This is a genomic window from Amycolatopsis camponoti (assembly GCF_902497555.1).
Classification (GTDB): domain Bacteria; phylum Actinomycetota; class Actinomycetes; order Mycobacteriales; family Pseudonocardiaceae; genus Amycolatopsis; species Amycolatopsis camponoti.
On the sequence record NZ_CABVGP010000004.1, the window covers coordinates 358965 to 371926 of the forward strand.

The window sequence follows — 12962 nt, forward strand, 5'->3', positions numbered from 1 at the left end:
TCACCCTGCTTCTTCGGCGGCGACGATGTCGTCCCAATACTGCTGGGCCTCCGGGCGCCAGTCGACGTGTTTGTGATGGAACAGCTCCGCCGCTTTCGTCCCGCTCCACTTCGCCGGCAGGAGCTCGGCGGGCAGCTGCGGGTCGAGGAACGGGAACCGCCGCCACTCGTGGACCAGCTCGGTCTGCGCGCGCAGCACCGCCCGGCCGCCGGTCGGGTGCAGGCCGGTGAACCGGTCGATGAAGTCCTCGTAGCGGTCCTTCAGCTCGGTGAGGTCCCAGGACCGCGCGACCATGGTCTCCTGCTCGCCGACCTCGCCGTAGCCGGCGGTGAAGGACATCGCCTGGGCGTCCAGGCCGAGCTCGCTGACGATCTGCTGGGCCTCCCGCTGGCGGCTGAGGTCCGGGCTGACCCACACGCCGGCGACGGGCGAGCCGAAGCCCGCCCAGGTCAGCCGCGTGCGCAGGCGGTGCCGCAGGTCGCGCTTGGCTTCCGGCACGGAGACGATGAGCATCAGCCACTGGCCGTTCCAGGGGCGCTCTTCGCGGCCGAACGCGTAGATCCGCTCGGCGCCCTCGGTCAGGAGACGGCGGCCCGGCGGCGTCAGCGACCAGCGCACCCGGCGCCCGACGCGCTCGGAGACCATCCAGCCCTCGGCGGCGGAGCGGGCCAGCGCCTGCCGCGCCGACTTCTCCTCGATGTCGAGGATGCCGAGCACCTCGACCAGCATCGACGTCCAGACCGGCGTGTCACGGGGCAGCGTGTACTCGCCGAGCACGGTCATCAGCAGCGACCGTGCGCTGGCGTGGCTGACCTCGCGGCGCCGGCTCACCGTGGGGCGGGGCGCGGAGGGGCGGCCTTCCCTCGGTTTCGGCCTGCGGCCGAGGGTGACCGGGGGAGCGGATTCGCCCATGCTGTTTCACCTCACTGCGCGGGGACATCGACAACCGAACAGGGTACCCACACTGAGTGATCAAAGCGCCACCGGACACACACAGCCGGTGGCTTTGACCATGATCTGACAGTTCAGCACGTGGCCGTAGACTTGGCCACCTCATGAGCGCAACTCTCGTCGCGAAGGACCTGGCCGCGGGCCACGGTGACCGCATCCTCTTCTCCGGCCTCGATCTCGTCGTAGCTCCCGGCGACGTCGTCGGCCTGGTCGGCGTCAACGGCGCCGGCAAGTCGACGCTCCTGCGGACGCTGGCCGGGCTCGCCAAACCCGATGACGGCGAGATCCGGCTGAACCCGCCCACCGCGACCGTCGGGCACCTGCCGCAGGAACCCGAGCGGCGGGAAGGTGAGTCGGTGCGGGCGTTCCTGGCGCGCCGCACCGGCGTGTCGGCGGCGCAGGCGGACCTCGACTCGGCAACCTCGGCGCTGACCGCCGGCGAGGCCGGGGCGGACGACCGCTACGCCGTGGCGCTGGACCGCTGGCTCGACCTGGGTGGCGCCGACCTCGACGAGCGCGCCGCCGAAGTGGCCGCCGACCTGGGGCTCGCCGTCGACCTGGACCAGCCGATGACGTCGCTCTCGGGCGGGCAGGCCGCCCGCGCCGGGCTCGCGTCGCTGCTGCTGAGCCGCTACGACGTCTTCCTCCTCGATGAGCCCACCAACGACCTCGACCTGGACGGGCTGGCGCGGCTGGAGCGGTTCGTGTCCGGCCTGCGGTCGGCGACCGTCCTGGTCAGCCACGACCGCGAGTTCCTGGCCCGGACCGTCGATCGCGTCGTCGAGCTGGACCTGGCCCAGCAGCAGGTCAACGTCTACGGCGGCGGCTACGAGGCGTACCTCGAAGAGCGCGAGGTCGCGCGCCGGCACGCGCGTGAGGAGTACGACGAGTACGCCGACACGAAGGCGTCCCTCGAGGCACGCGGACGGATGCAGCGGGCGTGGATGGAGAAGGGCGTCAAGAACGCCCGCCGGAAGCAGCCCGACAACGACAAGAACGCCCGGAAGTTCCGTGCGGAGGCCACCGAGAAACAGGCGTCGAAGGCCCGGCAGACCGACCGGATGATCGAGCGGCTGGACGTCGTCGAGGAGCCGCGCAAGGAGTGGGAGCTGCGGATGGAGATCGCCGCGGCCCCGCGGGCGGGCGCGGTGGTCGCGACCCTGCGCGGCGCGGTCGTCCGGCGTGGCGGGTTCACGCTCGGGCCGGTCGACCTGCAGATCGACTGGGCGGACAAGGTCGCCATCACCGGTGCGAACGGCTCCGGCAAGTCGACGTTGCTGGCCGCGCTCCTCGGCCGGGTCCCCGTCGACGAGGGCGACGCGACCCTCGGGCCCGGCGTGGTGGTCGGCGAGGTCGACCAGGCCCGGCAGCTGTTCCTGGGCGACGTGCCGTTGGCCGAGGCTTTCGCGCGCGAGGTGCCTGAGCTGCCCGACGCCGAAGTTCGGACGTTGCTGGCCAAGTTCGGTCTCAAGGCCGCGCATGTGCTGCGTTCCGCGGCGACGCTCTCGCCGGGGGAACGGACGCGGGCCGCTTTGGCTCTGTTGCAGGCGCGTGGGGTGAATCTGCTGGTGCTGGACGAGCCGACCAACCACTTGGACCTGCCGGCGATCGAGCAGCTCGAGGCGGCGCTGGACAAGTACCCGGGCACGCTGCTGCTGGTGACGCATGACCGGCGGATGCTCGACGCCGTGCACGTCGGCCGACGGCTTGAGGTTGATGGTGGGAAGGTCCGCGAGCTGTGACGTTGCTGCTTCCGGCTGGGCGGCGTTGCTGAGCAGTGCTCTCGAACCGGGGCACTGGTCGCGGCCGCGAGTGAGCGGTGCTCTCGAGTCTGGGCGGCGCTCGCCAGCGCCGGTGAGCAGTGCTCTCGCGGGGAAGCGCTGCTCACCCCTTCGTCGCGCCGCCCGTAAGGCCCTTGACGAACTGCTTCTGCAGCGCCAAATAGAAGATCAACACCGGCAGCGTGGCCAGGAACATCAGCGCGAACACGCTGCCCAGGTCGGCCTGGTACTGGCCGATCGAACGATAGATACCCGTGGTGATCGTCGTCCCCTGGCTGGGGCCCAGGATGATCAGCGGGTCGATGAAGTCGTTCCAGATCCACACGCCGAGGAAGATCAAGACCGACGCCGTCGCCGGCCGCAGCAGAGGGAACACCACGCGCCAGAACACCTGCATGCGGCTCGCGCCGTCGAGGAGGGCCGCCTCCTCCAGTTCCACCGGGACCCCGCGGATGAACCCGCTGAACACGAACACCCCGAACGGCACGTAGTACCCGACGTTGAACAGGACCAGGCCCTGCAGCGTCGCCATCAGGTGCGTGACGCGCAGGACGTCCGTGATCGGGATGAGGATGACCTGCGGCGGAATCATCAACCCGGCCAGCAGCACGAGCGTCAGGACCTTCGTCCACCGCTTGCCCGAGCGTGCCAGGTAGTGGCCGAGCATCGCCGACAGCACCGTCAGCACCAGGATCGACAGCACCGTGACCACGATGCTGTTGGTCAAGCTGACCCAGAACAGCCCGTCCGGCCGGGTCAGCACCGCGTGGATGTTGGCCAGCGTCGGCGGCAGCGGGAGCGACGCCGGCGACGCGGCGATCCGGTCGCCCTGCTTGACCACGTTGACCAGCACCAAGTACAGCGGCACGAAAAACACCGCGCTGACGACGAGCGCGACCGAAGGCCGCAGCCAGGACCGCGTCAAAGGTCCACCTCCCGGCGGCGGAGGAAGTTCAGCACGACCGTGGTCACCACCGCGACGATCACCAGCATCAGCACGGCCATCGCCGACGCGTAGCCGACGTGGTTCGAGTCGAACCCCGTCTGCAGCACGTCGAACGCGATCGTCGCCGTGGCTCCGGAACCCGGGCCGCCGTTGGTGATCACCTTGACGTAGTCGTAGGTCTTGAACGCCGAAATGAGCAGCACGACCGTGTTGATCGTCAGCGACGGCGCGAGCAGCGGCCACGTGACGGCGCGGAACCGCCGCAGCGGCCCGGCGCCGTCGATTTCGGCGGCCTCCAGCAGCTCGGTCGGCACGCCCTGCAACCCGGCGAGGTAGACGACGACGCAGAACCCGAGCATCTGCCAGCACACGATCGACGCGACCGAGTACAGCGCGACGTCCGGATCGGACAGCCAGCCCGGCGGGTGCTCGACCCCGATCGCCCGCAGCAGCGTGTTCAGCGGGCCCTGGTCGTCGAGCAGCCGCGACCAGACGATCGAGACGACGACCGAGCTGAGGATCACCGGCGTGAAGAAAACGCTGCGCAAAGCGTTGTACAGCCAGCCTTTCCGGTCCAGCAGCAGTGCGACGCCCAGGCCGAGGACGTTCGGCACGACCACCACGATCACCGTCAGGATCGTGGTGACCCTCAGCGCGGTCAAGAACTGCTCGTCGGTGAAGAGCAGCTTGTAGTTCTCGAAGCCGACGAACTTCACCGGCGGGTTGAACGGGTTGTAGTTCGTGAGGCTGTACCCGAAGCTGATCAGGATCGGCGCCATCACGAAGCACAGGTAGACGAGCACCCCCGGAGCGCCGAACGACGCGAAGTGCCACACCCGCGGCAGGATCGGCTTGCGCCGCCGCGTGCGGTGGGCGGGCGTCCGCCGGGACGCGGGGGGAGCGGGAGGACTGACGACGGCGGCCAAGTCAGCCCGCCTTCGCCCACTCGGTGTCCAGGAACGCGCACGCGTCGGCCACGGACTTGCGGCCGGTGATGACGTCCTGGGCGGCCTGGTCGACCTTGTCCTTCATGCCGGGCAGCAGGCCGTCGTCGGCGGTCTCCCAGCGGAAGGCGTGCACCACGGCGTTCTGCTGCACGGCCTGGGTGTAGAGGTCGTAGCCGGCCTTGAAGGTCGGGCCGACGTCCGCGGGCGGGGTGTAGCCCTTGATCGCCGGGAACAGGCCGTCGGCCTTGACCGACGCGTCGAGCTGGTCCTTGTCGAGCTGGAAGCCCAGGGCGAACTTCTTGGCGGCGTCGAGGTTGGCCGCCTTGGCGTTCACGATCATGCCGCCACCGGTGTAGGCCGGGACGACCAGCTTGCCGTCCTCGGTGGGGAAGTTGAAGACGCCGACTTCGAAGTCGTGCTTCTTGGTGTCGGCGTTGGCGGCGAACCAGTTGCCCATCGGGTACATCGCGCTCTTGCCGTCCAGGAAGGCCTGCTCGGTCGCCGCGTAGTCGCGGGACACGCTCGTCTTGTCCACGTAGCCCTTCGAGGCGAGCTCGGCGAGCTTCGAAAACGCTTTCTGGAACGCCGGGTCGGTGAACTTGACCTTGTCCGCGCGGCGCTGGGTCAGCCAGTCGGGGACGGTGTCGTACACCTCGGTGCTGACCAGTCCGGAGAGGATCATCGAGGAGGGGAAGCCGTCCTTGCCGCCGCCGATGGTGAAGGGCGCGATGCCCTTGTCCTTCAGCTTTCCGGCGTCGGCTTCCAGCTCGGCCCACGTCTTCGGTGTCGAGGTGATGCCCGCGTCGACGAACATCTTCTTGTTGTAGTAGATCGGCGGGATGGTCTGGGTGTTCGCCGGCAGCTGGAAGTACTTGCCCTGCACCGGGTTCGCCTCGGGGAACTGGAAGTCCTTGAGCTCGCTGGGCGTCCACGCGTAGAGGTTGCCCGCTTCGGCGAAGCCCGCCGAATCGACGGCGATCATCACGTCGGGGAACTGACCCGACTGCAGGAGCTGCTTCGCGTACGACGTCCGCCCGTCGGCGGTCGGGGCGACGAGCTTCTTGACCTTGATCCCCGGGTTCTTGTCGGTGACGCGCTTGATGGCGGCGTCCCAGTAGGCCGGGGTGAGGTTCGGTGTCTCGAACGTCAGGAAGGTGATTTCCTCGCTGCCGCCGCTGCCGGTGTTCGAGCCGACCGAACATCCGCTCACGGCCAGGAGCACTGCCGCTCCGAGCGCCAGGGACCGCCTCATCGTTCCTCCCACGTGCCACCCACCATATGTGATGTATGACGCATTTGATCGGACCTCTGATGCGGTGTCAAGCGTCGAATCACGTCGAATCCGGGGTCGATCCGCCGAGAGATCAGATCTTTCGCCGCAATCGGAGGACTTTGCTCGCGAAGTCGCCGGTCGGCAGGCCGAGGGGCAGCCCGCGGGCGAGCAACACCGCGCCGCTGTGCGTGGTGCCGTCGTCGGAATCGACGTACCGGTGAGCGGGATCGAGGCCCTCGAGCCGCAGCGGACGCTCCGGCGCGTTGAAGTGCGAAGCCTGCCGGTAGGCGAAGACGACCGTCCGGTCTTCGTGGACGTACTGGAGTGCGGTGACCCCGTCGTCGACCGGCGGCCGGAGCCGGTGGAGCGCGCCGTGCTGCACGACGGGCCGGATGTCCTTGTAGAGCGCGACGAGTTCACGGGCGAGCGCGAGGTCGTCGCCGGGCCAGCGCACGATGTCGCCACCGATGCCGAGTACGCCGGCCATGGCGACGTGGAACCGGAACCGCAGCGGCACCGAGCGGCCCGTGACGAAGTTCGGGTTGTCGGTGACCCAGGCCGACATCGCGCCGGCCGGGTAGAGCTGGCTGTAGCCGTGCTGGATCCGCAGCCGGTCGAGGGCGTCGGTGTTGTCGGACGTCCAGACCTGGTCGGCGCGGGCGAGCACGCCGAGGTCGATCCGGCCGCCCCCGCCGCTGCACGCCTCGATGCGCAGGCCGGGGTGGTCTTCCCGGAGGCGGTCCATGAGCGCGTGGACGGCTCGGGTGTGCTCGACCCACAGGCGATCCGGGTCTGCTTCGCCCGGCCAGCCCGCTTCGCTGAACGGGCGGTTCATGTCCCACTTGAGGAAGTCGACGCCGTGGTCGCCGACGAGCCGGTCGAGCCAGTCGTGCGCCCACTCCCGGACGTCCGGCCGGGCGAAGTTGAGGACGAGCTGGTTGCGCAGCTCCGACCGGCGCCGGTGCGGGTGGTGCAGGACCCAGTCCGGGTGCGCGCGGTAGAGGTCGCTGTCCGGGTTGACCATTTCGGGCTCGACCCAGATGCCGAACTTCATGCCGAGGCCGTGCACGACGTCGACGAGCGGCCCGAGCCCGTCGGGGAACCGGGCGCGGTCGACGTGCCAGTCGCCGAGTCCGGCGTGGTCGCTGGTGCGTCCGCGGAACCAGCCGTCATCCAGCACGAACAGTTCGACGCCCAGCGCCGCGGCGCGCTCGGCCAGGGTGCGCTGGCCCTGCTCGGAGACGTCGAAACCCGTTGCCTCCCAGGAGTTGTAGAGCACTGGACGCAGCTCTCGCGGGTGGGGGAGGACGTGCTCGCGGACGTAGGCGTGCCAGGCGCGGCCGGCGGCGCCGAACCCACCGGCGGTGTACAGCCCGGCCGCCACCGGGGTGACCAGCGGCTTGCCGGGGCCGACGCGGTGGGTGACGCCGTCCTGGCCGAACCCGCCGCTGACGGTCAGCCGCCCGGTCGACGACCGGGTGGTGGTGAGGCGCCAGGAACCGCTCCAGGCGAGGGCGACGCCGTAGACCTCGCCGTGGCGTTCGGTCGCGGTGGCGTCGTCGACCATGACCCACGGGTTGGCGTGGTGCCCGGTGATCCCGCGGCGGCTGGCGAAGGTCGTTTCGCCGTGGGGCGCGGAGGTGCGGTGGAGCTGGGTTTCCGCGGCCCAGCGGCCGGTGACGTGGCTGAGCCGGTAGTCCTCGAGGAGGGGCAGCACCCAGGTCGCGGAGTCGGCCCGGACCACTTCGACGTCGGTTTCGGCGGCCAGTTCGGTCCACCGTTCGAGCACGTCGCCGCGATGCCGGTAGTGCAGGGTGATCCGCAGCGGGTAGTGGCGGTCGGCGAAGTGGATCTTCAGGTGATCCTGAGTGGTGTCGTGAGCCTGATAGCGCCATTCCAGAGCCCGCGTGCCGTCGGCGAAACGGAGCTGGAGGGCGGGGGTCCAGTACTTGGTCCCGCCGTCCGCGGCCAGTTCGTCCCGGCCTTCGTCGGGGTCGTTGAAGCCGTCCCACCAGGGGAGCGTTTTGCCGATGAGGTCCGGGATGTCTTCGGCGGGCAGCCTCGGGCCCCAGTAGACGTGGGTGGGCACGTCGTCCTCGTCGAGCCGCAGCGCGTAGGTGCTCGACGCGGCGGTGAGCACCCACGCGCGATGGTCTTCGAGGAAGCGGATCCCGGCCATGCGGGCCATCCTGGCGCCGGGACCGCCGTCGGCCAAGGGATGTCCCGCTGACCGGATGTATCAGCCGAGGAGGGGTCAGGGCCGGTCGGTGAGGTAGCCGCCCATGGTCTTGAAGTACTCGGTCGCGGGCAGGTCCGTGCCGTCGGCGGTGCGGACCCGCTCCACCAGCAGACCCGGTGCCCGGCCGCGGCGCGCGTCCGGCCCCGCCACGATCACCACGCCCTCGCCCTCCCGGATGAAGATGCGGCCCGGCGTGCCCCCGTAGTGCCCGCGGGACACCGAGGCGCGGAGGACGCGCAGCTGCTCACCGCGGTGGAAGGTGAACGCGTTCGGGTACGGGTCGGACAGCGCGCGCACGAAACGCTCGATGTCCGACGGCGGTGACGTCCAGTCGATGAGGCTGTCGCGCGCCGCCCGCTTGTGGAAGAAGCTGGCCTTCGTGCGGTCCTGGGGCACCGGGGTGTAGCCGGTCTCGATCATCGAGATCGCCTCGGCCGTGATCGGGGCGATCAGGTCGACCGTGCGGTGGAACAGGTCCGTGGTCGTGTCCGCCGGGCCGACCGGGATCGCGCGCTGCAGGACGATGTCGCCCGCGTCGAGCTCGCCGTCCATCATGTGGGCGGTGACGCCGACCTCCGGCTCGCCGTTGATCATCGCCCAGATCAGCGGGGAGAAGCCGGCGTAGGACGGCAGCAGCGAGTCGTGGATGTTGAGGGTGCCGTGGCGCGGGAGCTCGAAGATCTCCGGCGGCAGCCACGTGCGCCAGTTGTTCGCCACGATCAGGTCGAGGTCCGCCGCCTTCAGCTCGGCCAGGAGCTCGGCGTCGTCCGGGCGGTTGCGCAGCAGGACGCGGATGCCGTTCGCCTCGGCGAGGTCGGCGACCGAGTCGGCCCAGATCCGCTCGTAGGCGTGGTCGCTCTTCGGGTGCGTGACCACGAGGGCGACCTCGTGGCCGGCGTCGATGAGCGCCTGGAGGGTCCGGTGCCCCCAGGTCTGGTAGCCGAACATCGCCACGCGCATTCGAGAGTGCCCTTTCGTGATCGGGGACGAACATCACCACGAACGTACTAGGCGAGGCTCGCCTAAGTTAGGTTAGGGTTCCCTGAACCGTACCGGAGCGCGCGAGGGAGCAACATGGCTGCAGAGGTCCCGATCTACGACATCGTCGGCGTGGGCTTCGGACCGTCGAACCTGGCCCTCGCGATCGCTCTGGCCGAGCACAACGCGGGCCCGGGCGAGCCGGTGACCGCGCACTTCCTCGAACGGCAGCCGCGCTTCGGCTGGCACCGCGGGATGCTGATCGACACCGCGACCATGCAGGTGTCGTTTCTCAAGGACCTGGTCACCATGCGGAACCCGACCAGCGAGTTCAGCTTCCTCAACTACCTGCACGCGGCCGGCAGGCTGGTCGACTTCATCAACCACAAGAACCTGTTCCCGCTGCGCGTCGAGTTCCACGACTACTTCGAGTGGGCGGCCGCGAAGGTCGACGACGTCGTCTCCTACGGCACCGAGGTCGTCGCCGTGAAGCCGGTGTACGACGGCGCGGAGGTCGCCTACTTCGACGTCGAAGCCTCGGACGGGTCGTCGCTGCGCGCCCGGAACCTGGTGGTGGGCACGGGCTTGCGGCCCCAGCTGCCCGAGGGCGTCACCGCCGGCGACCGGATCTGGCACAACAGCGAGCTGCTGTTCCGCGTGGACGCCTTGCGCGACCGCGATCCGAAGCGGTTCGTCGTGGTCGGCGCCGGGCAGAGCGCCGCGGAGGTCGCCGCGCTGCTGCACGACGAGTTCCCGCGCGCCGAGGTGTGCGCGGTGTTCGCGCGCTACGGCTACAGCCCGGCCGACGACAGCTCGTTCGCCAACCGGATCTTCGACCCGGACGCCGTCGACCAGTTCTACCGCGCGGGCGAGCCGGTCAAGGACCGCTTGATGCGCTACCACGGCGCGACGAACTACTCGGCCGTCGACGTCGACCTGATCGACGAGCTGTACCGCCGGACGTACCGCGAGAAGGTCGTGGGCGTGGAACGGTTGCGGCTGTTCAACGTCTCGCGCCCGGTCGAGGTGACCGCCGCGGGAACCGTGACCGTCGAGTCACTGACGACCGGCGAGCGAACGACGCTGGAGGCCGACGCGGTCGTCTACGCGACCGGCTACCGGCCCGCCGACCCGACCCCGCTGCTCGGCGAGCTCGGCCCCCGCTGCCTGCGCGACGACGAAGGACGCCTGCGCGTCGAGCGCGACTACCGGCTCACGACGGAGCCGCCCCTGCGCGGCGGGATCTACCTGCAGGGCGGCACCGAGCACACGCACGGCATCACGTCGTCGCTGCTGTCGAACACCGCGGTGCGGGTGGGGGAGATCCTGCAGTCCGTTGTGGACCGACGGCTCGTCGAGGCGCCTGAAGGGGAGTACGCCGTCAGCGCGCGGTGATCTGCTCCCGGAGGATGTCGCCGTGGCCGGTGTGGCGGGCGTACTCCTCGATCAGGAACAGGTAGATGAACCGCAGGCTGACCTCGCCGACGACCGGGTGCGTCCACCGGTCGTCGAGCGAGCGGCCCGCGGCGATCTCGCGGGAGCGCGCGCTCGTCCGCTCGTACTCGGCGATCACGTCGGCCACGGTTTCGTCTTCGGCGACGGCGAAACTGGCGTCCCCGGGAGTCGAAGGGCCGTCGCACTCGGACTCGTCCAGGCCGGCCACCAGCCACTGGAACCAGCGGCGCTCGGCGACGGCGGCGTGCTTGACCAGGCTGATCGGCGTGGTCAGGGACGGCACCAGCCGCTGCCGGGCGTCGCTTTCCGACAGGCCTCGCGCGTTCTCGACGAGGGCGAGCCGGTTGCGGTCGAGCATGGCTTCGAGCAGGTCACGCTCGGGGCCGAGGGTCTTTTCGGGCAGCACGTACACGGGCATCAGCTTCCTGGAACGGGGAGAGTGCCGGAATCGGCGAGAGAGCCCAGGATAGCGCTAGTCGACCGGTGCCGGGTGGTGCCGGCTGATCGGGATCACCATCGGCGTTCCGCTCACGGGATCGGGCGTCACCTGGCAGCGGACGTCGAAGACCTCGTCCACCAGTTCCTCGGTGATGACCTCGACCGGCTTGCCCGAGGCCACGATCCGCCCGGACTTCATCGCGATCACGTGGTCGGCGTAGCGGCAGGCCTGCGGCAGGTCGTGCAGCACCATCACGACCGTCCGGCCCTCGCCGCGGTTGAGGTCGACGACGAGGTCGAGCACGTCGATCTGGTGGGCCAGGTCGAGGTAGGTCGTGGGCTCGTCCAGCAGCAGCACCGGCGTGCCTTGCGCGACCGCCATCGCGATCCACGCGCGTTGCCGCTGGCCGCCGGAAAGCTCGTCCACCGGACGGTCGGCCAGGTCGGTCATCGACGTCGCTTCCAGCGCGTCCCGCACCGCGCCTTCGTCCGATGTGGACCATTGCCGCCACCAGCTCTGGTGCGGGGCACGGCCGCGGCCGACGAGGTCGGCCACCGTCATGCCTTCCGGGGCCACCGGGGACTGCGGCAGGATCCCGAGCCGCTGGGCGACCTGGCGCGTCGGCAGGTCGTGGATCGAGCGGCCGTCGAGGTACACCCCGCCCGACTTCGGCGTGAGCAGCCGGGCGAGCGTGCGCAGCAGCGTCGACTTCCCGCACGCGTTCGGCCCGACGATCGCCGTGACCTGGCCGTCCGGGATGTCGAGGTCGAGGCCGTCGATGACGACGCGGTCGTCGTAGGCGACGCGCAGGTCCCGCACCCGAAGCGACGGTGTCATCTTCTCAGCCTCCGGAGCCGGATCGGTTGGCCCTGGCCAGCAGCCAGAGCAGCAGCGGGGCGCCGAGCACGCCGGTCACGATGCCGACCGGGAGCGCCGACGCCGTCAGCGAGCGGGCGATGATGTCGCTGCCCAGCACCACGACCGCGCCGGTGAGCGCGGACGCCGTGATCGGCGGCGAGGACAGCTTGGCGAGCCGTTGCGCGATCTGCGGCGAGGTCAGCGCGACGAACGAGATCGGGCCCGCCGACGCCGTCGCGAACGCGACCAGGCCGGCACCGGCCAGCAGCAGGCCCAGCCGGACCGGCTGCACCGGCGTGCCGAGCCCGGCGGCCACGTCGTCGCCGAGCAGCAGCGTCTGCATCCACCGGGACAGCGCCAGCACCAGCGGGAACAGCACGAGGAGCGCGAAGAACAGCGGGACGACGTGCTCCCAGCCGCGGTTGGCGAGGTTGCCGACCAGCCAGCCGATCGACGCCTGCGCGTCGGTGATCTGCGCTTTGCTCAGCAGGTAGTCGGTCAGGCTGGTGCACATCGCGAAGATCCCGATGCCCACCAGCAGGATCCGGTAGCCGGTGGTGCCGCGCCGCCACGCCAGCGCGTAGACCAGCAGCGCCGTGCACAGGCCGCCGAGGAGGCCGAGCGTGGTGGTGCCGAGCCCGCCGCCGAAGCCGAACGCGATCCCGGCGACCACGGCCGTCGCCGCGCCCGCGTTGATGCCGATCATGTCCGGGCTGGCCAGCGGGTTGCGGGTGATGGTCTGGAACACCGCACCGGACGCGCCGAACGCGAGCCCGGCCAGCAGCCCGGTGAGCGCCCGGGGCAGCCGCAGTTCCTGCACGATGTAGCCGTTTCCGCTGTCGCCGCCGCCGAAGAGGCCGGACAGGACGTCGGACACGGTCATCGGGACGTCGCCGATCGTCATGCCCACGCAGAAGAGCACGAACGCGAGCACGGCGAGGATCACGGAGACGAGCAGCAGCCGGGGCCGGACCCGGCCGGACACCGAACCGGCGCGAAAGGTGACGCGGTCGCTCCGGATCTGCCGCAGGCTCATGCGCACGCCTCGCTGACGCTCGGCGCGGCCTGAGCCGAAGGCGCAGTGTTGGTCGATTC

Annotated in this window: 11 protein-coding genes; 2 read left to right on the top strand and 9 right to left on the bottom strand. The window is 70.1% G+C overall.

What is annotated here, in order from left to right:
* Positions 1-912 carry a PaaX family transcriptional regulator gene (locus AA23TX_RS48670; protein ID WP_155549829.1) on the bottom strand — a complete coding sequence of 304 codons (912 nt, stop codon included), beginning with the start codon at positions 910-912 and terminating at the stop codon, positions 1-3.
* Positions 913-1055: 143 nt separating this feature from the next.
* Between AA23TX_RS48670 and AA23TX_RS48675 the strand changes: the two genes are divergently transcribed.
* Positions 1056-2693: an ABC-F family ATP-binding cassette domain-containing protein gene (locus AA23TX_RS48675; RefSeq protein ID WP_155549830.1), complete on the top strand. Its 1638-nt coding sequence runs from the start codon at positions 1056-1058 to the stop codon at positions 2691-2693.
* Positions 2694-2835: 142 nt separating this feature from the next.
* Here AA23TX_RS48675 and AA23TX_RS48680 read toward each other — a convergent pair whose 3' ends face one another.
* The 5 genes from AA23TX_RS48680 to AA23TX_RS48700 all read right to left on the bottom strand — a co-directional run bounded on the left by AA23TX_RS48680 (position 2836) and on the right by AA23TX_RS48700 (position 9097).
* Entirely contained in the window at positions 2836-3657 is an 822-nt protein-coding gene (locus tag AA23TX_RS48680; RefSeq protein ID WP_155549831.1) for a carbohydrate ABC transporter permease, read from the bottom strand.
* Complete coding sequence (locus AA23TX_RS48685) at positions 3654-4514, bottom strand: carbohydrate ABC transporter permease (protein ID WP_196425979.1); 861 nt, start codon at positions 4512-4514, stop codon at positions 3654-3656. The genes AA23TX_RS48680 and AA23TX_RS48685 overlap by 4 nt, the downstream gene beginning before the upstream one ends.
* 91 nt (positions 4515-4605) lie before the next feature.
* Positions 4606-5877, bottom strand: a complete 1272-nt coding sequence (locus AA23TX_RS48690) for an extracellular solute-binding protein (protein WP_155549832.1) — start codon at positions 5875-5877, stop codon at positions 4606-4608.
* A 112-nt stretch (positions 5878-5989) separates the two neighbouring features.
* Positions 5990-8077: an alpha-galactosidase gene (locus AA23TX_RS48695; protein ID WP_155549833.1), complete on the bottom strand. Its 2088-nt coding sequence runs from the start codon at positions 8075-8077 to the stop codon at positions 5990-5992.
* Positions 8078-8152: 75 nt separating this feature from the next.
* Positions 8153-9097 carry a methionyl-tRNA formyltransferase gene (locus AA23TX_RS48700; protein WP_155549834.1) on the bottom strand — a complete coding sequence of 315 codons (945 nt, stop codon included), beginning with the start codon at positions 9095-9097 and terminating at the stop codon, positions 8153-8155.
* A 114-nt stretch (positions 9098-9211) separates the two neighbouring features.
* On the opposite strand from AA23TX_RS48700, the gene AA23TX_RS48705 reads away from it, so the two are divergent.
* The gene (locus AA23TX_RS48705) at positions 9212-10510 is read left to right on the top strand and encodes a lysine N(6)-hydroxylase/L-ornithine N(5)-oxygenase family protein (RefSeq protein WP_155549835.1); all 1299 of its coding nucleotides are present in this window, start codon (positions 9212-9214) and stop codon (positions 10508-10510) included.
* Here AA23TX_RS48705 and AA23TX_RS48710 read toward each other — a convergent pair.
* The 3 genes from AA23TX_RS48710 to AA23TX_RS48720 are packed head-to-tail and all read right to left on the bottom strand — an operon-like array spanning position 10497 to position 12903.
* Positions 10497-10982, bottom strand: a complete 486-nt coding sequence (locus AA23TX_RS48710) for a DinB family protein (RefSeq protein ID WP_155549944.1) — start codon at positions 10980-10982, stop codon at positions 10497-10499. The genes AA23TX_RS48705 and AA23TX_RS48710 overlap by 14 nt on opposite strands.
* A 60-nt stretch (positions 10983-11042) precedes the next feature.
* Entirely contained in the window at positions 11043-11846 is an 804-nt protein-coding gene (locus AA23TX_RS48715; protein WP_155549836.1) for an ABC transporter ATP-binding protein, read from the bottom strand.
* A gap of 4 nt (positions 11847-11850) precedes the next feature.
* Entirely contained in the window at positions 11851-12903 is a 1053-nt protein-coding gene (locus AA23TX_RS48720; RefSeq protein WP_155549837.1) for a FecCD family ABC transporter permease, read from the bottom strand.
* Positions 12904-12962: the final 59 nt, after the last annotated feature.

Bases quoted from the DNA above. Each gene is read 5' to 3' on its own strand.
- AA23TX_RS48670 (WP_155549829.1), bottom strand. From the start codon at position 912: ATGGGCGAATCCGCTCCCCCGGTCACCCTCGGCCGCAGGCCGAAACCG.
- AA23TX_RS48675 (WP_155549830.1), top strand. From the start codon at position 1,056: ATGAGCGCAACTCTCGTCGCGAAGGACCTGGCCGCGGGCCACGGTGAC.
- AA23TX_RS48690 (WP_155549832.1), bottom strand. From the start codon at position 5,877: ATGAGGCGGTCCCTGGCGCTCGGAGCGGCAGTGCTCCTGGCCGTGAGC.
- AA23TX_RS48695 (WP_155549833.1), bottom strand. From the start codon at position 8,077: ATGGCCGGGATCCGCTTCCTCGAAGACCATCGCGCGTGGGTGCTCACC.
- AA23TX_RS48700 (WP_155549834.1), bottom strand. From the start codon at position 9,097: ATGCGCGTGGCGATGTTCGGCTACCAGACCTGGGGGCACCGGACCCTC.
- AA23TX_RS48705 (WP_155549835.1), top strand. From the start codon at position 9,212: ATGGCTGCAGAGGTCCCGATCTACGACATCGTCGGCGTGGGCTTCGGA.
- AA23TX_RS48715 (WP_155549836.1), bottom strand. From the start codon at position 11,846: ATGACACCGTCGCTTCGGGTGCGGGACCTGCGCGTCGCCTACGACGAC.
- AA23TX_RS48720 (WP_155549837.1), bottom strand. From the start codon at position 12,903: ATGAGCCTGCGGCAGATCCGGAGCGACCGCGTCACCTTTCGCGCCGGT.